This is a genomic window from Photorhabdus sp. RW14-46 (assembly GCF_963887965.1).
GTDB lineage: Bacteria > Pseudomonadota > Gammaproteobacteria > Enterobacterales > Enterobacteriaceae > Photorhabdus > Photorhabdus laumondii.
On the sequence record NZ_CAWPHH010000006.1, the window covers coordinates 1 to 25,426 of the forward strand.

Consider the following 25,426-nt stretch of genomic DNA (forward strand, 5'->3'; position numbering starts at 1 on the left):
GGACTAATATCTCTAATAGCCATTTTGATCTTATAGACAGGCATTGTTTTCTCCCTTTGTCACAATGATGATGAGGACGATCATATTAATTGATTAAAGGGATACCCCACAGTTTTTCATGCTCTCCTACATGCATAATTTTTCCCTCCACAAACAATACTGTTCATATAAACAGTAATATTATCTACATAAATTGTAAATAGCTCTGTAAAACTATTTTAATTTTTATTTATCAGTAAATTACGAGCTATCACTCTTTACCAATGACAAAAGCTAAGTGCACCAAAATCAAGATCATAAACATTTCATACTTGAAAACTTCGATATCCCGTCAAAAAATGTCACAATAAGGAAATTGTTTTGTCCATCTTATTGGAACTATAAAAACCTGAGAATCCATGATACAAGCGCCTTCTTTTCAACGTTCACTACTGCATCCCCGTTATTGGCCTACTTGGTTTGGTATCAGTCTGCTTTACTTACTGGTGCTGCTCCCCTATCCCATTATTTACCGGATAGGCACGCGTCTGGGCCGATTTTCTATGCACTTTCTGAAAAAACGTGCCAAAGTTGCCGAAAGAAATCTTGAGCTATGTTTTCCTGATATGCCACAAGAGGAGCGCAACGCGCTATTAATAAAAAACTTTGAATCCGTCGGAATGGGAATATTTGAAACGGGTATGGCTTGGTTTTGGCCTGACTGGCGGATAGAACGCTGGTTTAAAGTGACTGGGCAAGAAAACATTCAGAAAATTCAAACTACTGGGCAAGGAATTATTGTTATTGGTATCCATTTCCTGACACTGGAACTCGGTGCCCGCATTCTCGGTTTGCTCAATCCTGGCATTGGCGTCTACCGACCAAATGATAATCCAGTTATGGATTGGCTACAAACATGGGGACGACTGCGCTCCAACAAATATATGCTGGATAGAAAAGATGTCAAAGGCATGATCCGCTGTCTGAAAAATGGCGAAATTGTCTGGTACGCCCCCGATCATGATTACGGCCCACGAAAAAGTGTATTTGCACCACTATTTGCTGTAGAACACGCTGCAACCACCACCGGCACGTCGATACTTGTGCGCCTCGCTGATCCGGCAATGATCCCCTTTACTCCCCGTCGTCTGCCTGATGGAAAGGGTTATGAACTGATTATTCAACCAACAGTGGCAGGATTTCCAAAAGATGATGAAGTGAAAGCGGCTGCTTTCATGAATAGAGTTGTCGAACAGGAAATTTTACAAGCACCTGATCAATATATGTGGTTGCATCGTCGCTTTAAAACCCGGCCTAAGGGGATGCCTTCTCTCTACGGGCAAGCTGATAAAGTCCATTAAATCTATTCATGGCTGTTTCTTTATCCAGGAAACAGCCATAATCACTTTGGTATCCCTCAATAATTGACTATCTCATTTCAATGCTGATGCCATATTTTTTAATTTAATTTTTTTCCAATCTTTATATTTTATATAAGAAACAAGGATTCATTTAAAATTTCAAAATAAATACTAAATTGACAATCAAATCACGTTACTTTTCTTACCCTTCATTATTACCGTTAATATCTAGCCTTTGAAAAGATACCTTATATACCCGTTATCCTTCAAGTTGCCTCTTTGTTGGCTGCGCTCGCTCACCCCGGTCACATCGTTATCTATGCTCCCGGGGATTCACTCCCTTGCCGTCGCGATGCATCTTGAAATCCATTGAGTATATATTACCGTTATTATTTAATTTATTATTTTAAAATATTTTTTCCATAAAAAAACATCGAATATAAATAGAAATAAGTCAATAGGTTTTATCCTCATTTTAGCCTATTAATTATGAGAAATGAGATTTATGTCGGATTTTGCTCTGAAATATGGAATATAAAGTAAGAGATATCCTACTTGTTAATAAAATTAATCGAAAAATATGTTAAAAATATATTAACAAGATAGGACATTATTTAATAAAAACGTGGCTTTTTTGTTTGCTCTAAACCTAAATTTAAAAGAGCTTTTTAAAAGCTTTATTTGTCACACACACACTGCACTCTTAGAGTGTAGTCTTATAGGAAAACTTAGATGCAATCCTCCATTAACAATACGAAAACCAGAACTTTCTTTGGACATCCTTATCCATTAAGTTCTTTGTTCTTCACAGAAATGTGGGAACGTTTCTCTTACTACGGCATTCGTCCACTGCTGATCTTATTCATGGCTGCAACCATCTATGATGGTGGTATGGGTATTCCTCGTGAACAGGCCGCTGCCATTGTCGGTATCTTTGCAGGTAGTGTGTATCTGACCGCACTACCCGGTGGTTGGCTGGCGGATAACTGGTTAGGCCAACGTCAAGCAGTCTGGTATGGCTCAATCATTATTGCACTAGGGCACTTGTCTATCGCTCTTTCCGCTTTCTTCAGTCATTATTTGTTCTTTATTGGCTTATTACTGATCGTATTAGGTACAGGACTGTTTAAAACCTGTGTCACCGTGATGGTCGGAACTCTGTATAAAAAAGATGATCCACGTCGTGATGGTGGTTTTTCCCTATTTTATATGGGAATTAATATCGGTTCCTTCATTGCTCCTCTGACTACAGGCTTGCTGGTTCGTGACTATGGCTGGCACTGGGGTTTTGGTATCGGAGGGTTGGGGATGCTAGTTGCCCTATTGATATTCCGTTTCTACACGATCCCTTTGATGCGTCAGTATGATAAAGAAGGTGGTTTGGATTCAAGCTGGGACCACCCTACAGTGAAGCGTGAAAACGTCGGCAAATGGGTCTTTACCACTGTTATCGCTATCATTGCTATTATTGCTCTGCTAATCCTTGGTGTAATTCCATTCAATCCGGTAGCCGTAGCCAGCGCAATGGTCTATGTGATCTCATCCTGTGTAACACTTTACTTTGCCTATTTGTTCCTGTTTGCCGGCTTAAGCAGTAGTGACCGTTCGCGCCTGCTGGTCTGTTTTATCCTGCTGGTATCTGCTGCATTCTTCTGGTCTGCATACGAGCAAACACCAACGTCATTCAACCTGTTCGCCAATGATTATACTAACCGTATAGTGATGGGGTTTGAGATCCCGACAGTATGGTTCCAGTCAATTAATGCACTGTTTATTATCCTGCTGGCCCCCGTATTCAGTTGGTTCTGGCCCAGATTGGCAAAAAACAACATCAACCCGAGCAGCATTAGTAAATTCATTATTGGTATTCTGTTCGCTGCCGGTGGTTTTGGCGTGATGATTCTGGCTGCGCAAAATGTGCTGGCAACCGGTGAAACCGTTTCTCCTTTCTGGCTGATATCAAGTTCTCTGTTTCTGACACTCGGTGAGCTGTGCCTTAGCCCCATTGGGCTCGCAACGATGACAATACTGGCCCCATCCCGAATGCGCGGTCAGGTCATGGGCTTGTGGTTTTGTGCAAGTGCTTTGGGCAATCTAGCTGCTGGCTTAATTGGTGGACATGTGCGCGCTGACCAACTGGACAACCTACCTGATCTGTTCTCCCGTGTATCTTTGGCACTGGTTATTTGTGCAGCCGTATTAATGGTATTAATTGTCCCTATTCGCCGCCTGCTTAACAGTGCTGATAAATCAGAAGCGAAAGCTCAATAATATTTATACCCGTTATCTTTCAAGTTGCCTCTTTGTTGGCTGCACTCACTCACCCCGGTCACATAGTTCTCTATGCTCCCGGGGATTCGCTCCCTTGCCGTCGCGATCCATCTTGAAATCCATAGGGTATATCACTCACGTAAAGCTATCTCATCATAAGATGACTTTACGTATTTCAACGCATTCGTATTCTTAAAAACAAACACATTAGTGCATTGCCGCTGTAACTGATAGCTTAACTATCTGTTTTACATTCAGTGATTCCGCTTGATAAGCATGATTACGCACATCCCACAGTTCAACTGAATGTTGAATATTAAGCCAAAACTCCGCTGTATTGCCCAAAGCCGCTGCCAATTTGATCGCCATAGGAACGGTTAGCGAACCTTTATCATGCACAATTCTACTTAATGTATTGCGGTGAACACCCATAGCTTCCGCAAGCACATTAATTTCGATATTCAAAGGCACCAGAAACTCACTCACCAATATTTCACCCACTGTTGCAGGGCGACGTTTTGTATTCCTCATCATTTATTTCCCTCAGTTTAATAGTTATGAGGATCCAGATATGTATCAACCGCAATACCATCAATCCATTGAAAAATAAGCCTATATTGCTTATTTACTCTTATTGAGCACCATCCCCTCAAATAGCCATTCAAGTATTCAAAATGGTTTCCCGGAGGGATTCTTAAATCAGCCTCTTTAACCGAAGCATCCAAAATTTGTAGTTTTCTGTATAACGCACGCTGTAAAGATGCAGGTATGCATTTGTGCGGTAAATCTTGTTCATAAAATCTTTCTAGCCATCTATCCCTGAATTCAACAGCCATAACATCCTCGTTGTTTGTATATTACGCACAATCACATTGTGCATCAAGTCATAAAATGCTGAAAATATCATTTGCCTTTACGCAACCTGGCTGGAGTACAACCATAATGTTGACTAAATGCAAAAGTAAAAGCTGACTGGGAGGCATAACCAGACAGAAAAGCAATGTCAGCCAAAGTCCTATCACTGTAAGCCAACAAATTATAGGCAAATTCCATCCGGCACGTTTTCAAATAAGCCATTGGACTCATCCCTGTTGCATTAAAAAGTTTACGATGCAAGGTACTGGCAGATACTGCGCAAATATTAGCCATATCCATCACCGTCACTTTCTCATGCAGACGCCCAACAAGCCCCCGATGTAGTTTAACTATCAACGCTGAAGATGAACCTACTTGTGGTAGCTGAGCGAGCAGCAAACGGGCAGCATCAGCGTGATTAGCCGGTGGTTGCGGGTAATCATGTAACCACTTAATAAGAGCAAGCGCAGAATCAGGTAATGGTTGCCAGAAAGCATCACTATGTAATGGATTAAACAGTGCCGAAGGCAGCTCCAGCACCAATTGCTGATTTTCACCACTAGCGAAAAAGCTGTGTTTCGCATCCGGTGGGATCATCACAACATTTCCAAAACTAACGGTACGTTGTTGTCCTTCTACGTTTAACTCAAGTTGCCCGTTATAGCCAAAAACGAACTGCCATAACCCTTGGTGGCTATGGCTAATAGTTTCGGCAGAATACCGGCGTAAATGTAATGAAGGTAATTGAACAGCCATATTCATTGTCGCTGATTAAAATAAACTCTATTCATTCGACAACAAAATAGTGTGATTTACAATAACTTATGACCATTTGGGACAGGAAGAGTAAATTCTGCGATCACCACCGCACCATTTTCATCCACACTGCCGGTCAGCAATACTTCCGATTTGACACCAGCAATCCGCTTTGGTGGAAAATTGCACACACAAAGAACCTGACGGCCAATTAATTGTTCAGGTGTATAATGCACCGTTATCTGGGCACTTGAGCTTTTAACGCCCAATTCGCCAAGATCAATTTGTAATTTATAGGCAGGTTTGCTGGCTTGAGGATTCAATTCTACTGAAATAATTGTGCCAACCCGCATGTCGACTTTCTCAAAGTCAGTCCATTCGATCTTTTCCATATATTCTTCTCCTTTAGTGCGAAGTCATTATACCCGTCATCTTTCAAGTTGCCTCTTTGTTGGCTGCACTTATTCACCCCGGTCACATCGTTATCTGTGCTCCCGGGGATTCGCTCCCTTGCCATCGCGATCCATCTTGAAATCCATAGGGTATATACTCACATGCTAATGGAGGAAATTCTTTCGAAAGAGTGTCAATGATTATCGACAAACTGCCTATTTTTCCCGACCAGTCATTCACTTCACTGTCGAACTGCTTTAAGTCACGGTTATTCCCGATCAAAAAAGTTACTTCTGGTCATACCGTTATTCTCTTTAATACGCGCAGTACGCTCAAGATCCTGACGGATTTTCTCATTGACACGATCATTAAACTCTCGGCTCTTCCGATTAAGTTCATCTTCTTTCACCTGTCTTGCCAGTTCCCGCTTCTCCACCGCATTATTATCCGTAATGAGTTTATCCACATCCCAATGCTTAGGTTGAAGATTTTCCCGTTTCTTCAAATAGTCCGCAGATGGCTTATTATCAGCAGGAATATCACTTTTGTAGTCAAAATTTGAAGCAAATGCCTGGAAAGAAATTGCAGATAAAATGACAAAAATGTAACGCGATCCTTTACTCATCATATTGATCCCTTTTCAAAACCATAACTCAGAATAATTATTAAATAATTATCACCAATAAGAATCAACAACATTTATGTCTAACAAACCAGTTTCAATATCAGGTTTACACTCTATTTAAATTATGTGCTTTCTACTGACCTGATAAAGCATTAACCCGCCGGGATTCGCGGGTCAATAGTCATTAGAGGTTCATCGGGAATATACACAATTAAATCGTGTTTCCTTGCCGATAAGCCAGAGAAACAGCCAAAGATTGCACTAAACACAAAGTAGCAGACTGAGAACGGAATGCCTCCACCTGTGCTTCTTTAACCACAAAACAAACATCACTAAAGCTGGCAAGCGGGCTAATCTGGCTATCTGTAATCACAATCTGTTTTGCCCCGGCTTTTGCCGCCCGTTCACTGACCATCAGCGTCTCTTCTGCATAAGGGGTAAAACTGATTGAAACAACAACATCTTCTTCCCCAATTAAATTAATCTGTTCCCTGAACATTCCCCCCAAACCATCCACGAGTAAAGGACGACATTCCAGATGATTCAATGCATAAGAAAGATAAGCCGCCACACTAAAAGAACGACGCAGCCCAATAATGTAAATATTCTTAGCTTGAGCCAATAAGTCTACCGCGTTCCTTAAATCTTCAGGGGCTGTTCTGGCAGCTAACTGTTGCATAGCCTGCACATTTGAACGAGCAAATTCCTGCAAAATATGCTGAGGGTCTTCAGGCGGTTCCTGTTCGCCATCCAGTTCTCTAAATAATCTGGCCCGGTCTGCATAACTGGCGGTTTCTTCCACCATATGCATACGAAATAGCTGTTTCATTTCATTAAAACCACTGAAATCAAACGCATTAGCAAAACGAATTAATGTTGATGGAGGAACATCAGCTTCTCTGGCAATCACCGCAACAGTATCAAAAGCGACACTATTGGTATTATCCAGCACATATCGAGCTACTTGTTGCAGGCGTTTACTCAACCCACTATAACGTGAACGGACTTGTTCTTGAAATTCATTTAGATTCGATGCGACAGACATAAATCCCCCATAAAATTTATCGCCAGCAATTGTAATCGTTTTACCGTATAAGCTGAATCATATTTCATTTTTATAGTTAAAAATGAAACACATAATCCATTCATTGTAATGATTTATTATTACTAATATATTGATTAACATCTAATTAGTCACCGAATTATCGGTCATTCATAAAAACTTTACTCCGATCACACTAATTGCCTTTTATTCCAAATCATATTGAAAATAAAACATATATTTCATATATCTATTATCAACGTTTCCGATTCAGTACTAACATCAAATCCGCAAAAGAGGCTCAGAATGGAACAGGTACAGAATTATGTTAATGGGCAGCTTATTCCCAGTCATAGCACCCGTTTTTCGCCGGTTTTCAATCCAGCAACGGGAAAACAGATACGTCAGGTAGCACTAAGCACAGCCCATGAAGTTGAACAAGCAATTGAAGCCGCTCATCAGGCTTACAGGGAATGGTCTAAAGTTTCACCACTGAAACGTGCTCGTGTTATGTTCCAGTTCAAAACATTACTGGAAGCTAATATAGATAAACTGGCACGATTAATTTCAGAAGAACACGGAAAAATCTATTCAGATGCTATCGGTGAATTAACGCGTGGTCTGGAAGTCGTTGAGTTTGCCTGTGGTATCCCTCATCTACAAAAAGGTGAACATTCCGCGAATACCGGGACAGGAGTGGATAGCCATTCATTAATGCAGCCTTTAGGCGTTTGTGTTGGCATTACCCCTTTCAACTTCCCGGCCATGGTTCCTATGTGGATGTTTCCTGTCGCATTAGCGACAGGGAATACTTTCGTATTGAAACCTTCAGAAAAAGATCCCTCTCTCGCGCTTGAATTAGCATCACTACTTAAACAATCCGGTTTACCCAATGGCGTATTTAATGTTATCAACGGCGATAAAGAAGCCGTCGATATACTACTAACAAATCCACACGTGCAAGCTGTCAGCTTTGTGGGTTCAACGCCTGTCGCTGAATATATCTACACTACCGCCTCAGCTCACGGGAAACGCTGTCAGGCGCTGGGAGGCGCAAAAAATCACTGTATTCTAATGCCAGATGCCGACCTTGATATGGCGAGCAGTGCTATTGCAGGTGCGGCTTTTGGCGCAGCCGGTGAACGTTGTATGGCACTGTCTGTTGTATTGGCGGTTGGGGATGAAACGGCAGATGCGTTAATTGAAAAATTACGTCAACAGATCAACAAAATATCTGTCGGTCCCGGTATTGTCGCAACTACAGAAAACGATATGGGCCCCGTTATCTCCGCCCAACACCAAGCTAAAATCTGTGATTACATCGATAGTGGCGAAAAACAGGGGGCCAGCTTGTTAATTGATGGCCGTCAACTCAAAGTTCCGGGTTATGAAAATGGCTATTTTATTGGCCCGACGCTGTTCGATAATGTCACACCAGAGATGAAAATCTATCAAGAAGAGATCTTCGGCCCCGTTCTGTCAATTGTCCGCGTAGCCGATTATGCCACCGCGCTAACATTAATTAACTGCCATCAATATGGTAATGGTACCGCGATATTCACCCGCGACGGAGAAACAGCTCGCCAGTTTAGCGAAGATGTACAAACGGGTATGGTAGGCATCAATATCCCCATTCCGGTACCAATGGCCTTCCACAGCTTCGGAGGCTGGAAACGCTCAATTTTTGGTCCACTTAACGTTCACGGTAATGATGGCGTTCGCTTCTACACCCGGATGAAAACTGTTACCAGCCGCTGGCCAGCAAGTATCAGGTTAGAACATCATTCCAGCAATTTTGTGATGCCAACAATGGAATAAAATGGAGTTCTATAGCATGAACAAATCAACAATGACAACGGCTCAGGCATTAGTGAAATTCCTGAACCAGCAATATGTGGAAGCAGACGGAGAGCAATACCCATTCATCAGAGGAATCTTTACCATTTTTGGTCACGGTAATGTTGTTGGATTAGGGCAAGCGCTGGAGCAAGATCCTGGTCACTTGACCGTTTACCAAGGATGCAATGAGCAAGGTATGGCCCATATCGCCACAGGTTTTGCTAAACAGAAAAAGCGCAAACAGATTTTTGCCGTAACCTCCTCTGTTGGCCCTGGCTCCGCCAATATGGTCACCGCTGCGGCAACTGCCACCGCTAATCGCATTCCTCTGCTGTTATTACCCGGTGATCTCTTCGCCTGCCGTCAGCCTGATCCCGTCTTACAACAGGTTGAACAGTTCCACGACCATACTATCAGCACCAATGACTGCTTCCGCCCTGTTTCTCGTTATTGGGATCGTATCTCCAGACCAGAACAGCTAATGAGCGCTATGATTAATGCGATGCGAGTTCTGACCGATCCCGCCGATACCGGTGCCGTCACAATTTGCCTACCGCAAGACGTTCAAGGCGAGATTTGGGATTTTCCTGACTATTTCTTCCAAAAACGAATTCACCGCATTGAACGCCGCCCTGCTTCTGTCGCCATGATTAACGATGCGGTGGCACTCATAAACCGCAAGAAAAAACCTTTACTTATCTGCGGTGGTGGAGTGCGCTATTCAGAAGCTCATAACGCTTTTCGTCAATTCGCAGAAAACTTCAATATTCCTTTTGCTGAAACACAGGCAGGTAAAAGCGCCGTCATTGCCGACCATCCCCTTAATTGTGGTGGCTTAGGCACAACCGGCTGTCTTGCCGCCAACCTGATCGCCAAAGAGGCCGATTTGATTATTGGCGTTGGCACCCGGTTTACTGATTTCACCACTGCATCCAAATCGCTATTTCAGCATCCAGAAGTTGAATTTCTCACTATCAATGTAGCGGAATTCGACGCCTGCAAACTGGATGCAATCCCTGTTGTATCAGACGCCCAAGCAGGGTTAAACGCTATTGCAGAACAACTTATTCAATTGAATTATCGCAGTGGTTATCAAGGTGAGATTCATCAGGCACGGGAAACATGGCGAAAAGAGTTAAATCGTCTGTTCGACATTGAATATCAGGCAGATTTCACACCAGAAATTCCCGGTCATCTTGATGATAAATTGGAAGAGTACAGCCAGACATTACAAACCCGCCTGACACAAACCAGAATATTGGGATTATTAGACAAATATCTTGAGCCCGAAGCGATTATTGTTGGTGCATCAGGTTCCCTTCCCGGCGATTTACAGCGATTATGGCAACCCAAACAACCGGATACCTATCATCTTGAGTATGGCTATTCCTGTATGGGCTATGAAATAGCTGCTGCTATTGGCGCTAAACTAGCCTGCCCCAGCCAACCGGTTTATGCCATAGTCGGTGATGGCGCTTATATGATGCTTCATTCAGAGCTGCAAACCGCAGTACAGGAAAATATCAAAATCACCGTGTTGCTATTTGATAACGCGGGATTTGGCTGCATCAATAATCTGCAAATGAGCCAAGGAATGGGCAGTTTCGGAACAGAAAATCGTTATCGTAACCCAGAAAGTGGCAACATGGATGGCAAACTGATTAAAGTCGACTTTGCCAAAAATGCAGAAAGCTACGGTTGCAAAAGTTACCGAGTCCACGATGAGCAACAACTGCTTTATGCGTTACAGGAAGCCCAAAAACAGACGGTACCGGTACTGATAGATATCAAAGTGCTGCCTAAAACGATGACACATGATTATGAATCTTGGTGGCGAGTAGGCACAGCACAAGTAGCAGAAAACCCAGCGATAGAATCTGCCGCAAAAAAAATAAAGGAGATGGTTGCAACCAAAGTGCGTCAGTACTAGACGTTAGTGGCCTGCTATCTTGCAGGCCATTTTCCCTTTCCTCACCGCTTTCAATACCATTTTTGAAATTTTCATTCTGGAAATAAGTGACTCTTTTCCTTTCATTAATCTCTATAACCAAGCGTAACCATATAGTGAGTCGAATGCATATTATAATTTGTTTTTAAAGGACAAATTCTCCACTCCATCCAGTATCAATCTTACTTTACGTGATCTAATTAACACAAATTCAATATTGTTATTAACAAAATGCTACGCCACACTCAAAAATATAATTTCCAAATATTGATAAATTGAAATAAATGTTTTATTTGATATATTTTAAAGTATCTCATAAGCAGATACTTAGGTATCAAGGAGCATCCATGTTCAACATTGCATTATTTGGCGCTGGACGAATTGGGCAAGTACACGCAGCAAATATCTCTCATCATAAAGAAACTTCTCTTTATTCGGTTGTCGATCCCCATCAGAAAAGTGCTGAACTTTTAGTACAGCAATACCAAACAAAAAGACAAACTATTGAACAGGCAATGTCTGACCCTCAAATAGATGGTGTTCTTATTGCCTCAGCAACAGATACTCATGCAGACCTGATCGAACTCGCAGCAAAACATCATAAAAAAATCTTCTGTGAAAAACCGGTTCATCTTGATATTGAACGTGTTCGTCAGTGCCTTGCAACGATTAAACAGTATCAGGTTCCCTTATTTGTTGGCTTTAACCGCCGTTATGATCCGCAATTCCGCCGAGTAAAAACCCTGTTTGACGCCGGCGCGATAGGAAAAGCCGAATCTCTGCTGATTATTTCCCGTGATCCCTCTCCTCCTTCTGCTGAATATGTCAAAGGTTCTGGTGGTATGTTCCGGGATATGACAATACATGACTTCGATATGGCACGTTTCATTATTGGTGAGGAACCCTGCTCGATCTACGCCCAAGGCAGTAATCTGGTTGATCCAGCAATTGGGCAAGCGGGTGATATTGACACCGCCTTTATCGTTATGAAATTCCCATCAGGGGCAATGGCAACCATTACCAATAGCCGTCGCTCCGGGTACGGCTATGACCAACGGATTGAATTGCATGGTGAAAAAGGGCTGCTTAGCGCCGGCAACATCAAAGAAAACAGCGTTGAACTCTGGGAAAACAGCGGTTGTTTAACAGCCAAGCCAGAGCATTTCTTCCTGCAACGTTACCGGGAAGCCTACATTGCTGAATGGGACCATTTTGTCGATGTCATGGCGGGTCGTGCCACACCAGAATGTAATGGCACTGATGGCGAACAGGCACTTTATCTGGCTGATAAAGCTCTCGAATCCTTACATTCAGGTAAAGAAATCAGATTATAAAACAGCCCTACATTTCTAACTGACTCACATTTATTTTCACCCTAAAAACGGGAAAGGCCGCTTTCCCGTCAGCATATTGCTGCCTGAAAATAGTCAATCAGGCTTGGAGGATAGTATGTTAGCTTTTCTCTCATTTATTGGTTTTACCTTATTAGTGGCTGGCTTCGCTTATTACAAAACCCATAATGCTCGTCTGACAGAATCCACTGAAGGCTATTTTCTTGGCGGACGATCTCTCACAGGTGTTTATATTGGTAGCTCTATGTTATTGATGAACCTGTCCACAGAGCATTTAATCGGTTTAAATGGATTAGCATTCCGAACTGGCTTTATCGTTATGGCTTGGGAAGTGATAGCCGCGGTGACAATCGTTCTATTCGCTATCTATTTCCTGCCTAAATATCTGAAACTCGGTATTTCAACCATCCCGGAATATCTTGAACGCCGATTTGATAAAAATACGCTGCTTATTACCTCAATTCTTTTCCTAGCTATGTATATCATTTCACTACTCCCCATTGTGCTGTATACCGGCGCGATTGCATTGGAAAGTCTATTTCAGGTTTCCAATGTATTCAGGATTGATAAAACTACGGCATTATGGATTATGGTTTGGGGCGTTGGTGGATTAGGTGCGGTCTATGCCATCTTTGGTGGTATTAAAGCCATTGCCGCCGCGGATACCATTAACGGCATTGGCTTAATCGTTGGTGGGTTAATGGTAACCATTTTTGCTCTGCTCTATGTCGGCAATGGCAATGCCTGGCAAGGATTAGTTGAAGTTTATCAATCTAATCCTGATAAATTTAACTCCATCGGCAGTGAAGATTCTCTGGTTCCTTTCTCTACATTATTTACCGGCTTAATTGTTTCCAATATGTTTTTTTGGTGTACCAATCAATCCATTGTTCAAAAGGCTCTTGGTGCAAAAAATCTCGCCGAAGGACAAAAAGGCGTCATGTTGTGTGCTTTACTTAAACTCATCATGCCGTCTATTATTATTTTGCCAGGCATTATTGCTTTCCATATTTTCAAAGGACAAATAGATAATCCAGATAACGCTTATCCAGAATTAGTCCATTTAATTCTACCGGAAGTATTGGTTGGTTTCTTCGCCGCGGTGGTGGTCGGTGCGGTATTTTCCACATTCAGCGGCGGACTTAATTCATCTGTAACACTGTTTATCGTCAATATTTACAAACCGCGAATCAACCAAAATGCCACCGAAACTCAAACCGTCGCTATGAGTAAATATCTGGGGATCGGGCTAGCGTTAATCACTATGATCGTCGCACCATTAGTCGCTAATGCACCGGATGGTCTGTTCTATCTCATTCAACAATTACAAGGAATTTTTAACGCGCCAATTCTCAGCGTGGTATTAGTTGGTCTGATGACCAAACGAGTGCCGCCTATTGCCGCTAAACTTGGCCTATTATTCGGGATGTCTGCCTATATTATCTGTAATTTTATTTTAAAAATTGACCTGCATTTTTTTCATCTGGTTGGCATTTTATTTGTTCTCAATGTTATTTTCATGTTGGCTATTGGCTACTTTTTTCCAGCTAAACCATTTGCAGATGTTTATACCGAACAGGTAAATATTACACCTTGGTCTATGGTGAAACCCGTTGCATGGTTAATTACACTATGTTCAATCTCTATATACGTATTTCTTGCACATAACGTTCCCAAAGTAATCATGATTATTTATTACCTTTCTGCTGTATTAATACTATCTTATGCGCTATACCAGATAGGTAAAACGCTATTCAGCAAGCTTGCAATAAATAGTACACCAAAAAGAACAGGTAGATAAAATAAATAACTGACTTTATTACTCCAATATTATTATCAGAATAACTCACTGCCAGGATTTCCCTGCATCCCATATTTGAAAGAGGAAATCCTGGAGATTTGCTAACCAACACACACTCCATATATACCAAGCCATAAATGAAACAAAAATTCTAATATTCTATTTTTTCTGTTCTTACCTCTGAATGGTACCTAACTCGTTAGAAAATTAACCTTATATAACTAGATGTTACCTAAAAACCCTTATCAGATCACAACTTGGAACTAATGTTTTCATTTAAGTTGAAAATGAAACAAATATTTCCTATAACAGGTATACGACAATAACCAAGGCTAACTGGCAAACACTAAAGAATTGACTGCAACAATATACCCTATGGATTTCAAGATGCATCGCGACGGCAAGGGAGCGAATCCCCGGGAGCATAGATAACGATGTGACCGGGGTGAGTGAGTGCAGCCAACAAAGAGGCAACTTGAAGGATAACGGGTATAAACGACCTATCCGCTTCCTTCTATTCGGAGAAACAACTATATGGAAGAGATTCGTATCGGCCTAATCGGTACTGGTTACATCGGACGCACACATGCCATTGCTTACGCACAAGCACCTACGGTTTTCCCTCTGGCAGGAAAATTAGTTTGTGAAATGGTCGCCGAAGTTTCTGCTGAACTCGCGGCAAAACGGTCTGAACAGTTAGGTTTCCGGCGCTTTACTGGTAATTGGCGCAAATTAGTAGCAGATCCCGATATTCATGTTGTTGATATCTGCTCACCAAATTTCCTTCATAAAGAGATGGCTCTCGAAGCGATCAAACATGGCAAGCATGTTTATTGTGAAAAACCACTGGCACTAAATTCAACTGATGCAAAATTAATGGCCGAAGCCGCCAAAAAAGCCGGGGTAAAAACATTAGTCGGCTTTAACTATATGAAAAACCCTACCGCACAACTGGCTAAAGAGATCATTTCGAATGGTGAAATCGGTGAAGTCATTCACTTCTACGGCACTCATAACGAAGATTATATGGCTGATCCACGCATCCCTATTCACTGGCACTGCTTCAAAGATAAAGCTGGATTAGGTGCATTAGGCGATCTTGCTGCTCATATCATCAATATGGCGCAGTACCTGGTTGGTGATATCCAAACTGTTTGCGCAGACATGGCGACTATCATCGAACAACGTCCGGAAAAAACCGGCTCTAGCATTATGGTTGCGGTAGAAAACGAAGATCAAGCACATGCTATGGTGCGTTTCAACGGCGGAGCAATGGGTATTATTGAAACCTCCCGTATTGCCTGCGGCCGCAAAATGGGTTTGAGCTACACCATTACAGGAACAAAAGGTGCTTTGAGCTTCACACAAGAAAGAATGGCCGAACTAAAACTTTACCGTCACGATGAACCGGCAAACCGCCAAGGCTTTAAAACTATTCTTATTGGACCGGAACATCCTGACTATGCACCATTCTGTCACGGTGCAGGTCACGGCATCGGCTTCAATGATCAAAAAACAGTGGAAATCAGAGACTTGATCAATGGCATCGCCAGCAATAAAGAGATATGGCCGGATTTCACCGAAGGTTGGAAAGTCTCACGTATTCTGGATGCCATTGCTCGTTCTTATCAACAGCAGCGTTGGGTGAATGTCACTGAAATTAATTAATTATTTTTATCAATTATCCACTGTCGGAGCTCATCATAGCAACACTTGATGTTGTACTTAATAAGGAATGGTTCAATGGAGCAGCAAAAAAAATTTGATGTCATCTGCATGGGACGAATCGCCGTTGACCTTTACGGCCAACAAATCGGAGCACGTCTGGAAGACATGGGAAGTTTTGCAAAATATCTTGGCGGTTCTTCCGGTAATGTCGCCTATGGTACCGCTCGTCAGGGGCTTAAATCTTCCATGCTAGCCAGAGTCGGTGATGAACATATGGGACGTTTCCTTAGGGAAGAGTTGCAAAGTGTTGGTTGTGATACCAGCCATCTAACCATTGATAAAGAACGCCTTACGGCACTGGTGCTGTTAGGAATCAAAGATAAAACCACGTTTCCCCTGATCTTCTATCGTGATAACTGCGCCGATATGGCAATTACCCGTGATGATTTCAGTGAAGAATACATTGCATCAGCCCGTTGTCTGGCAATCACCGGAACACATCTTTCTCATCCTAACACTCGCGATGCCGTGCTGACGGCCCTCAACTACGCCCGCCGTAACCGTGTGAAAACCGTCATGGATATTGATTATCGCCCGGTACTTTGGGGATTAACTTCTCTGGGAGATGGTGAAACACGTTATATCGCATCGGAACAGGTAACAGCTCAGTTACAGGAAGTGTTATCACTATTTGACCTCATTGTCGGCACAGAAGAAGAGTTCCATATTGCCGGTGGTTCCACAGAGACTATCGAAGCACTACGCAACATTCGTAAACTCACGTCTGCTACATTGGTTTGCAAACGGGGATCACTGGGATGCTCTGTTTTTACCGCTGAAATCCCTAATGATCTGAATAATAGCATTACCATACAGGGCGTCCGTGTCGATGTGCTTAACGTACTCGGTGCAGGGGATGCTTTTATGTCCGGCCTGCTACGCGGCTATCTTAATAACGAAGGTTGGGAAAAAGCCTGTACCTACGCTAATGCTTGTGGCGCACTAGTCGTTTCTCGTCATGGCTGCGCCCCGGCAATGCCAGATAAAACAGAGCTCGATAACTATCTATCACGCGCCAATCAAATACTACGCCCTGATTTGGATGAAACACTTAATCACCTTCACCGTATCAGCGCCCGTAAAAATCAATGGGACGAACTGTGCGTAATGGCATTTGATCATCGTATTCAATTTATCGAATTAGCCCGACAAGCAAACGCCAGTATCAAGCGGATTTCATCATTAAAACAACTTCTATTACGCGCCAGCCGAGAAGTTGCCGCAGAAGCAGGGTTACAAGGAAAAATAGGCCTGTTATGTGACAGCACATTTGGTCAGGATGTTTTAAACGAAATTACCGGTCAAGGTTGGTGGATAGGCCGCCCAATTGAACTACCCGGCTCTCGCCCGCTTTGTCTGGAACATGGCAACATAGGTTCCCAGCTGATTGATTGGCCACTGGAACACATCGTCAAATGTCTGGTGTTCTTCCATCCAGAAGATGCTCACCCACTCCGCTTGGAGCAAGAGAAAAAAATTCGGGAAATTTATGCCGCATGTTGTAAATCTGGTCACGAACTTTTACTGGAAGTGATTCTACCTGCGGGAATGAAACACACTGATGAGTTCTATATTCGCGCACTTAGACGCTTTTATAACCTTGGCGTTAAACCGGATTGGTGGAAACTCCCACCTCTCAGTTCCGAAAGTTGGGATAACATTAACTCTCTCATCCAGCAGCGAGACCCCTATTGCCGTGGCGTCGTTATTCTTGGCCTTGATGCTCCACAAGAAGAGCTGGAAATGGGCTTTAATGCCGCAGCCGGCAAATCTATCGTCAAAGGTTTTGCTGTTGGAAGAACCCTATTTGGTCAACCATCCCTAAAATGGCTAAAAAACGAGATTGACGATAACCTTTTGATCCAGAAAATAAAAACCAACTATCACAACCTGATTAGCTTATGGCGTCAGCGCGGATAGCAACATAATATACCCTATGGATTTCAAGATGGATCGCGACGGCAAGGGAGAGAATCCCCGGGAGCATAGCAAACGATGTGACCGGGGTGAGCGAATGCAGCCAACAAAGAGGCAACTTGAAAGATAACGGGTATAAAATTATTTTATTCAATTAGTAGGAGCACCATCATGGCTGTTCAACTTGGTATCAACCCTCTGACCTGGACTAATGATGACTTACCCACCCTCGGCGCAGACACACCACTGGAAACCTGCTTAACCGAGGGCCGCCAAGCAGGTTTTACCGGTTTTGAATTGGGCAACAAATTCCCTCGTCAGGCCAACATATTAGGCCCAATCCTTGCCGCCCACGATCTCGTGCTGGTTTCTGGCTGGTACTCTGGCGAATTACTCACCCGTTCGGTAGCAGAAGAGATTAAAGTGGTAGAATCTCACCTGACCCTGCTACGCGAACTGGGGGCTAATGTCATGGTATTTGCGGAAGTGACAAATTGCATTCACGGCGATCAAAATAGACCAGTCCATCTTCGTCCTCAATTTCCAGCTAACCGTTGGCAAGAATACGGTGAAAAATTGACTGAATTTGCCCGTTACACCCAAAAACAAGGTGTTCAGATTGCTTATCACCACCATATGGGAACGGTTATTGAAACTGAGGAAGACGTCGATCATCTGATGGAAAATACCGGAGATGAAGTTGGATTGTTGCTGGATACCGGCCATTTGACCTTTGCCGGCGCTGATCCATTAGCTGTCGCAGAACGCTGGGCAAAACGCATTAATCATGTTCACTGTAAAGACATCCGTCCTGATGTGCTCGACGATATAAAAAATCGTAAAACCAGTTTCCTTGATGCCGTGCTGAATGGTGTATTCACCGTACCGGGAGATGGTTGTGTTGATTATCCGGCAATTTTTCAAGTGTTGAAAAAACAAAATTATGAAGGCTGGCTGGTAGTTGAAGCAGAACAAGATCCTGCTATTGCTCACCCATTCACCTACGCAACGATGGGTTATAACAATTTACGCAAATTTGCCAGAGATGCCGGATTGTTTTAATTAATCACAACCTGATTCATGCAAAAATAGTACTAAGGGTAGATAATATGTCCAAATTATTATCAAAATATCATGCACCGGATCAAAACAAACGAACTCAACATATCACGCCGGAATCAGCAAACTGGAAGTATGTCCATTTTGATGTTTATGAGTTGGCTTCGGGTGAAAAAATCACCTTACCCGCATCAGAAAATGAAACCTGTCTGGTTTTGGTGGCAGGAAAAGCCACAGTGACTACGCCACATCAACGGTTTGAGCATATTGGCGATCGCATGCAGCCATTTGAACGCAAAAAACCTTATGCTGTTTACATCACTGCGAGGGAATCTGTTGAAATTATTGCCGATACCGCTCTTGAACTCGCGGTATGCCAAGCACCGGGTAAAGGAATCTCCCCAACTCGACTGATTACGCCACAGGATATTGATGCAGAACAACGTGGCAATGGTTACAACCGACGCTATGTTCACAACATCCTACCGGATAATAAACCTGCTGATAGCTTGTTGGTGGTTGAAGTCTTTACCGATGAAGGCTGCACCAGCTCCTACCCTAGCCATAAACACGATACCGACAATGCACCACAGGAAACCTATTTGGAAGAAACCTATTACCATCGCCTGAACCCTTCTCAAGGGTTCTGCATGCAACGTGTCTATACCGATGACCGTTCACTGGATGAATCAATGGCTGTTTACAATAAAGATGTGGTAATGGTGCCCAAAGGCTACCACCCAGTGGCAACCATTGCCGGTTACGACAACTATTATCTCAACGTAATGGCCGGACCAACTCGTAAATGGCTATTTACCTGGGAAAAAGACCACCAATGGGTTAATAGTGAAGAATATGCACAAAAGCACAACAATTGATGCATATCGAGAAGAAAAAAGGTTGCTTTTTTAGCGCACTCAATCAAGTGCGCTGCTGCCTGTGCGGCAGTGAACATATTTATTCATTATTTATCTCCGGTGCTGATTTTCTAAGCTGCCTGTGCGGCAGTGAACTTGTTCAGAGAAATGCAAAATCAGAAAATATTTTTTCTAAGCTGCCTGTACGGCAGTGAACCTGATGGTGAGGGTATTTATGCAGGCTGTATTTTTCTAAGCTGCCTGTGCGGCAGTGAACCCAGATATTTGAGCGCGGGATGTCGATCTCATTTTCTAAGCTGCCTGTGCGGCAGTGAACGAATACGAAGATAATCCCCCACCCGTCCGTAATTTCTAAGCTGCCTGTGCGGCAGTGAACATGGGCGTGGAAGAATAACTATCTCTGAATATTTTCTAAGCTGCCTGTGCGGCAGTGAACGAAATTCAGGATGTTATCGATGGCGTCAGGTACTTTCTAAGCTGCCTGTGCGGCAGTGAACAGGTGTTCAAGCTCCGCCGAAAAATGTTGCTTTTCTAAGCTGCCTGTGCGGCAGTGAACATCAGGTAGCCAAACGACTACAATCAGCAGAATTTCTAAGCTGCCTGTGCGGCAGTGAACTCATCAATTTGACTATCATCAATCCACAACTCTTTCTAAGCTGCCTGTGCGGCAGTGAACTCAAAGATATAACTGACGGTTTCGATGATGAATTTCTAAGCTGCCTGTGCGGCAGTGAACTGGATGGCAACTTGTCATACTCAATTTCATCATTTCTAAGCTGCCTGTGCGGCAGTGAACGAAAGCGGCATATGTTGGCAACATCAGCCATATTTCTAAGCTGCCTGTGCGGCAGTGAACAAAATCACTTTGATACAGTCAGACAGGCTAACTTTCTAAGCTGCCTGTGCGGCAGTGAACATTTTATGCTCTTCTTTTTCAATAGCATCTTTTTTCTAAGCTGCCTGTGCGGCAGTGAACATGGATTTCTCAGATTGAGCGGAAAGAATAAATTTCTAAGCTGCCTGTGCGGCAGTGAACTACGGCGATAAGCAACATCTTCCTTCCAGGAATTTCTAAGCTGCCTGTGCGGCAGTGAACTTTTAGAAATGGATAAGAATTTCGTTGAGTGATTTCTAAGCTGCCTGTGCGGCAGTGAACGTTGTTTCTAAAGAAAATGCGGATAAGTTAATTTTCTAAGCTGCCTGTGCGGCAGTGAACAACACGAGCACATATACAATTTGCATTGGGTATTTTCTAAGCTGCCTGTGCGGCAGTGAACGGTTAGATACTACCTTTAATTTACTGATTATTAAAGAACATAATGATAAAAAGCAGAAAAACCCTTTTTATTAGCAGCGGCTAATCCCTTAAATAAATCAATAAGTTATAATTAGCCGCTAAAAAAGGGTCAAAACCAAGGGATGGTAGCTGATGAACTTAATCCATACGAGTTAAAAACTCCTGACGTCGGTTTGTCTTGTATTGGCCCTTGTTTGACAAACAACAGAAAACTTTGTCCTGATGACAAGCTCTTAAGGTACAGAAACGGTAAATGAGTGCGTTGTTCCTTGCTGATAGGAATGCGTTGCAAGGCTTGTTCCTCCGTTAACCATCCTTTTTTAATCGAACGACGGCGAATCCTATCAACATTGCTTTTTACCTGCACTCGGCTAACACGACGATATCGAGCATCCTTAGGTACCAGCTTGATATCAATCACCTCAGTATAATCCCTGAGTCCTTTTAACCAAGATAATGTTTGCAAGTCATTCAGCGCTTCGCTTGAACCGTGAATTCTCAGCGTATCCCCCAGTGTTTTTCTCGCACACGGAAAACTGACCCCAATACGTCCGTTACCTACTTGCCCCAAAGCCCGATGCAGTTTAGCAAATAACGCTTCCATAAGGTCTTGCTGGCTAAATTCAGGATCGGGAAGAACACGGATTTCAAAGTAATAATCCATCTGATCCCCTTATTCACCTTTTTCACCAAAAACACCGCCACGAATTAGCGTCGCCATAACATAGTGTTGTTGCTCTACTTCTGGCGTTTTTCCTTTAACAACCCAGTTATCTAACAAAGTATAAAAATCCATTTTTACTTTAGGTTGACGATAAGCCTTACCGCGACTGGTGACAGAACCATAGGGTTCAACCGCTATTGGGCCAAGACCTAATTCCGTAGCGTCTGGATACCATGTGTCAATGGTGCGGAGCGCATTACCCACTTTCTGCGAATGCAATGCAGCGATCTCATTGACCTGATACAACACTTTACTTTTTTTACTGTTACTGTCGAGAACCAACTCTTGAGAAGGGAAAATTTCCTGCCCATGCCCCAAACGAACAAAAGCCTCAACATTGAATAATGTTGATCTATCGCCTGCCAATCCTTCTTCAATTTCGGCAGCAAGTTCAGCTAAATCACCTTCTACCTTACCAAATTCACGTAAGCTGAAATCTTCGCAATCAAACTCCCACCATTTGCCACTCTTACCACTTACGCGAACCTTAATTTCTTCTGCTCCAACTCGGTTACGCCACAAAAACCGTCCATTAGCCAGATTTTCTGCATAACGTGCTGCAAGTGTTTTGAAACCATGTTCAGCGATATAACCGTTAATCACGTTTGCCAGTTCAGCTTGATAATCCTGATCATTACATACTGATGGTGTTGAAAGATTGCCTAAGACCCGTAATGTAAAACTGACTTTTAGGGTATCAGCATCAAAAGGTAATGCGGCAACATCAACACGTTGCAGGTTTGCTTTTTGAATCTCCGCATCCAGTTTGGCTGGATCGCTGGTTAATGCGTTTTTCAAGCGGTTAGAAATCGTACCTCTGACTGCTTTTTCCTGAATAGCAATAGGCTTCCATTCGCCACTGATCTGTTCCCAATTTCCAGCAAACATTAAAGCATCTGAGTTAGAAAGTTTACGTTCAAATGCTAGTACAGAAGCCGTTTTAATAGTTGATTTAGACATGTAGATATCCTTCTTTTAATTAATCAGTCGATTATTCTTACTTTCTTATTGGGTTTGGATTGACGGGAAATAGACTGTTGATTACCACACCTGTATACACCCTCTCCCTCTTGATAGTCATAACACCAGAGTAACTGGCGAATATCGTCAATACGGTGCGGGCTTTTCCATTCACCTACTCCGTAAATTGCTTCTACAAAACAAAATGGAGTATTAGGATCACGAGTTTTATCTACTTTCCCGGCGGGATATAGCGGCGATATTGCCTGATAACCTGTCATCACAGGAACTAAATATCCAGAATCCGGTTTTGGAACATATTCCCAAGATGCAGGATCACCAATTTCAGGTTGCTTATCATCCTGCTTAGGAATAGCCCGCATTTTAATAGTAGAAAAATCAAGCCAGGCATCAATCATCTCTGCTTGAGGGTTATCCTGTTTTAATTCTTCGTAGTGTTTAGCTAACAATTCAGAGCGATCTAGCAAAGCAAAACCCGGTAATAAACGCCGCATTAACTTACGGGTATCCTGTCCTTCTTGCGGAAAAGCAATAACATCCACTTTAGCAATTTCAGTGATAGTACCGCCTGCTAACCTCTGAGTTGGACATATTTCTAGTAAATATTGTTCCAATTCTTTAGCTTCTGTATCACCAGCAATTTCACCAGAACATTCTATTAATAAAGACACTGTCATATGCATTCGACCTTCTTCATTAATCGTTGCCGTTTTTGCTTCTTTGGTTAACGGATTGCGAGTTAATGCAAAAACTTTATCTTTAATTGGATCGGACCGATATGCATGAAGTTGATGGTTATGACAAATTACACCACAATTTTCCAGTTTTAGATTATAGCTTTTTTGTAGCTTACGTGAGATAGAATGAGTAAATCCAAGAAAGTGGGTAATTGCCGGAAAACCATAAGTTATACCCGTAATCGCATTCGCATTTTCTACTTTAATTTTACGCAAAATAATCAGATGGCTCATGGCATAACCTCCGGTAATTCATCTTCAAATTCACGTAACCGCTCTTTAAACACAGAAGCCCACTCACGACGTTCAGATAATCCCATTTCTAACCGCTCATGCTTTAAACTCTGATTCAGCCAGTAACTAAAATCTGCGGCTATCTCTTTTTTCCAGTCACCACCTTCGCGTTCAAATTTAAACGTTTCATCTTGCTGACAACGATAAGGATCAAGCCAGAGTTGTTGAGCACGTTTTAACGCACAATCTTCATTAGCACTCCAGCCTTTAAGCTCAATCAAATTTTGTATACCGACGACATAGTTAAACAAAACATCAATAATTTCATCAACATATTCCTGACGACATTGCTGAATCTCTAACGTGTTCTCATATTTTTGTACACTCAACAAATACCGTTGCATCTGCCAAACAGTGCTACGGACTAATGATACAAATTCACAGCCCAGATCAAAAATAGATCTGTGCTTCATAGGTGGTTTAGTTATATTTTTCCATTCAGGGGCTGAACATGGTAGAAGATAAACTCGTCCACCCCGCATATTGTTAAGATAAGAGGTAATTTGTGGCTTAGTGCTGCCAAAATACTGCACAGCAGTATTGGGATAAACCACGATAGTTTCAGGACGCCAAGATTCTTCTTTTCTCGCTTTGTTAATTTCTTTAGATAATTCACCAAAGCGTGCTTCAGTAATACGCTGATGCATGGTATGCGCTAGAGATGAAGAAAATAGTGGGCCTAATAAGTGGTATTTATCATAGCCGACAGGAAAATAAAGCTGTTTTGCTAGTCTATGTGAAGAAAGTCGTTTATCTGATAAAACTTGCCTAAACCCATTGATCCATAATTCAAGCTGCTGCTCATTTTTCGCCAGTTCAGCTAGTGCTGAATAGTCTGCCCGATTTATATTTGCAAGCAATGAATCACCTTCCCGATATTCTGTCAATAATAATTTCGCAATATCAAGAGCAGCCGCATTTCCTGCCGCATCTATAGCAGGTCTATCTAAAGCTGCCATGGAAAGATATTTAATATCTTCTTTTACATTTGCTTTTGATTGTACCGCGAAAATACTGCTACCTCTTGCATCAGTATGGACAAATTTCAGAACATGTGTCACTAAGCGGATTTGATCTACTCGGCTAACTGCATCATCCAGCCAATTTCTAACTTCATAGTGCTCTTCCAATTCCTTGCGTTGTTCAGCTAACTTTTGTTTAACTGGCGTAATATCCTCCATAGAGGTTAGTTTTGCCAATTTTTTTTCAGCCTCTTTATCAAAAACCTCCAACTTTGACTGTTTACGGCTTTCAATATAATCAACAATAAATCGACTCAATCCATTTTCATTCATAGGCTCTTACCTACCTTATCAAAATGATTATCTGGTTGTCTGCTAAATTTAGCTCAAAAACATGATCTTGTACATCATAAACTAATAAATACTCCAGCTTTGAACTCATCACCCTAACCAGTGTATTTTAATTTATTCTGTTCATTCGCTTTACCAAAATTTTGCCTCTGTGTATTTCACAACAAAATACCTAAAAATCATCCTATTTTCACCCCAAATTATTACAGTGGTAATGAGAAATAGGGTATCAATCAAGTCACGGTATTAAGCTTGTTTCTTCTGCCAATTCAAGAT

General features: G+C 42.4%; 22 protein-coding genes and 1 CRISPR repeat array. Of the genes, 11 read left to right on the plus strand and 11 right to left on the minus strand.

The window, feature by feature from the left end; translation table 11 throughout:
* Positions 1-398: 398 nt before the first annotated feature.
* The gene (locus AACQ38_RS06840; RefSeq protein ID WP_109791487.1) at positions 399-1,340 is read left to right on the plus strand and encodes a Kdo(2)-lipid IV(A) acyltransferase; all 942 of its coding nucleotides are present in this window, start codon (positions 399-401) and stop codon (positions 1,338-1,340) included.
* Between the two features lie 732 nt (positions 1,341-2,072).
* Positions 2,073-3,611, plus strand: coding sequence for a peptide MFS transporter (locus AACQ38_RS06845; RefSeq protein ID WP_011146090.1), 1,539 nt, complete (start codon positions 2,073-2,075; stop codon positions 3,609-3,611).
* Between the two features lie 207 nt (positions 3,612-3,818).
* Here the strand turns inward: AACQ38_RS06845 and AACQ38_RS06850 are convergent, their stop codons facing one another.
* The 7 genes from AACQ38_RS06850 to AACQ38_RS06880 form a co-directional block, all read right to left on the minus strand.
* Positions 3,819-4,142, minus strand: a complete 324-nt coding sequence (locus AACQ38_RS06850) for a HigA family addiction module antitoxin (RefSeq protein ID WP_041380796.1) — start codon at positions 4,140-4,142, stop codon at positions 3,819-3,821.
* Positions 4,143-4,159: 17 nt separating this feature from the next.
* Positions 4,160-4,447: a type II toxin-antitoxin system RelE/ParE family toxin gene (locus tag AACQ38_RS06855; RefSeq protein ID WP_036775804.1), complete on the minus strand. Its 288-nt coding sequence runs from the start codon at positions 4,445-4,447 to the stop codon at positions 4,160-4,162.
* A 67-nt stretch (positions 4,448-4,514) separates the two neighbouring features.
* Positions 4,515-5,222: a helix-turn-helix domain-containing protein gene (locus AACQ38_RS06860; protein WP_058589488.1), complete on the minus strand. Its 708-nt coding sequence runs from the start codon at positions 5,220-5,222 to the stop codon at positions 4,515-4,517.
* 56 nt (positions 5,223-5,278) lie between these two features.
* Positions 5,279-5,614 (minus strand): tRNA-binding protein, encoded by a 336-nt coding sequence (locus AACQ38_RS06865; RefSeq protein ID WP_011146086.1) that lies wholly within the window; start codon positions 5,612-5,614, stop codon positions 5,279-5,281.
* Complete coding sequence (locus AACQ38_RS06870) at positions 5,548-5,739, minus strand: hypothetical protein (RefSeq protein WP_165577743.1); 192 nt, start codon at positions 5,737-5,739, stop codon at positions 5,548-5,550. The genes AACQ38_RS06865 and AACQ38_RS06870 overlap by 67 nt, the downstream gene beginning before the upstream one ends.
* A 144-nt stretch (positions 5,740-5,883) precedes the next feature.
* Positions 5,884-6,240, minus strand: coding sequence for a hypothetical protein (locus AACQ38_RS06875; protein ID WP_232507908.1), 357 nt, complete (start codon positions 6,238-6,240; stop codon positions 5,884-5,886).
* A gap of 211 nt (positions 6,241-6,451) precedes the next feature.
* Positions 6,452-7,285: a MurR/RpiR family transcriptional regulator gene (locus tag AACQ38_RS06880; protein ID WP_011146084.1), complete on the minus strand. Its 834-nt coding sequence runs from the start codon at positions 7,283-7,285 to the stop codon at positions 6,452-6,454.
* Positions 7,286-7,588: 303 nt separating this feature from the next.
* Here AACQ38_RS06880 and AACQ38_RS06885 point away from each other — a divergent pair, with 303 nt between their 5' ends.
* The 9 genes from AACQ38_RS06885 (at position 7,589) to iolB (ending at position 19,804) form a co-directional block, all read left to right on the plus strand.
* Positions 7,589-9,100 carry a CoA-acylating methylmalonate-semialdehyde dehydrogenase gene (locus AACQ38_RS06885; RefSeq protein WP_165577744.1) on the plus strand — a complete coding sequence of 504 codons (1,512 nt, stop codon included), beginning with the start codon at positions 7,589-7,591 and terminating at the stop codon, positions 9,098-9,100.
* Between the two features lie 16 nt (positions 9,101-9,116).
* Positions 9,117-11,051, plus strand: coding sequence for a 3D-(3,5/4)-trihydroxycyclohexane-1,2-dione acylhydrolase (decyclizing) (gene iolD, locus AACQ38_RS06890; protein WP_201742988.1), 1,935 nt, complete (start codon positions 9,117-9,119; stop codon positions 11,049-11,051).
* A gap of 365 nt (positions 11,052-11,416) precedes the next feature.
* Entirely contained in the window at positions 11,417-12,403 is a 987-nt protein-coding gene (gene iolG, locus AACQ38_RS06895) for an inositol 2-dehydrogenase (RefSeq protein ID WP_011146081.1), read from the plus strand.
* Positions 12,404-12,518: 115 nt separating this feature from the next.
* Positions 12,519-14,222, plus strand: coding sequence for a solute:sodium symporter family transporter (locus AACQ38_RS06900; protein WP_165577745.1), 1,704 nt, complete (start codon positions 12,519-12,521; stop codon positions 14,220-14,222).
* 436 nt (positions 14,223-14,658) lie between these two features.
* Positions 14,659-14,781: a hypothetical protein gene (locus AACQ38_RS06905; RefSeq protein WP_278249228.1), complete on the plus strand. Its 123-nt coding sequence runs from the start codon at positions 14,659-14,661 to the stop codon at positions 14,779-14,781.
* On the plus strand, positions 14,757-15,890 hold the full coding sequence (locus AACQ38_RS06910; RefSeq protein ID WP_113026313.1) for a Gfo/Idh/MocA family protein: 1,134 nt from the start codon (positions 14,757-14,759) through the stop codon (positions 15,888-15,890). Before AACQ38_RS06905 ends, AACQ38_RS06910 begins: the two co-directional genes overlap by 25 nt.
* A gap of 75 nt (positions 15,891-15,965) precedes the next feature.
* Positions 15,966-17,870 (plus strand): bifunctional 5-dehydro-2-deoxygluconokinase/5-dehydro-2-deoxyphosphogluconate aldolase, encoded by a 1,905-nt coding sequence (locus tag AACQ38_RS06915; protein ID WP_112872198.1) that lies wholly within the window; start codon positions 15,966-15,968, stop codon positions 17,868-17,870.
* Between the two features lie 168 nt (positions 17,871-18,038).
* Complete coding sequence (gene iolE, locus AACQ38_RS06920; protein ID WP_165577746.1) at positions 18,039-18,929, plus strand: myo-inosose-2 dehydratase; 891 nt, start codon at positions 18,039-18,041, stop codon at positions 18,927-18,929.
* A gap of 47 nt (positions 18,930-18,976) precedes the next feature.
* A complete protein-coding gene (iolB, locus tag AACQ38_RS06925; RefSeq protein WP_165577747.1) occupies positions 18,977-19,804 on the plus strand; it encodes a 5-deoxy-glucuronate isomerase in 828 nt (275 codons plus the stop codon).
* A 47-nt stretch (positions 19,805-19,851) separates the two neighbouring features.
* Positions 19,852-21,081: a CRISPR direct-repeat array (repeat unit 28 nt; unit sequence TTTCTAAGCTGCCTGTGCGGCAGTGAAC).
* A 129-nt stretch (positions 21,082-21,210) separates the two neighbouring features.
* On the opposite strand, the gene cas6f is transcribed toward iolB, so the two are convergent.
* From cas6f to csy1, 4 genes are read right to left on the minus strand one after another with little or no spacing between them, the layout of a single operon-like run.
* Positions 21,211-21,765 (minus strand): type I-F CRISPR-associated endoribonuclease Cas6/Csy4, encoded by a 555-nt coding sequence (gene cas6f / locus AACQ38_RS06930; RefSeq protein ID WP_165577748.1) that lies wholly within the window; start codon positions 21,763-21,765, stop codon positions 21,211-21,213.
* 9 nt (positions 21,766-21,774) lie between these two features.
* Entirely contained in the window at positions 21,775-22,785 is a 1,011-nt protein-coding gene (gene csy3, locus AACQ38_RS06935) for a type I-F CRISPR-associated protein Csy3 (protein ID WP_112872202.1), read from the minus strand.
* A gap of 23 nt (positions 22,786-22,808) precedes the next feature.
* Positions 22,809-23,777, minus strand: coding sequence for a type I-F CRISPR-associated protein Csy2 (csy2, locus tag AACQ38_RS06940; RefSeq protein WP_165577749.1), 969 nt, complete (start codon positions 23,775-23,777; stop codon positions 22,809-22,811).
* Positions 23,774-25,132: a type I-F CRISPR-associated protein Csy1 gene (gene csy1 / locus AACQ38_RS06945; protein ID WP_165577750.1), complete on the minus strand. Its 1,359-nt coding sequence runs from the start codon at positions 25,130-25,132 to the stop codon at positions 23,774-23,776. The genes csy2 and csy1 overlap by 4 nt, the downstream gene beginning before the upstream one ends.
* Positions 25,133-25,426 lie beyond the last annotated feature (294 nt).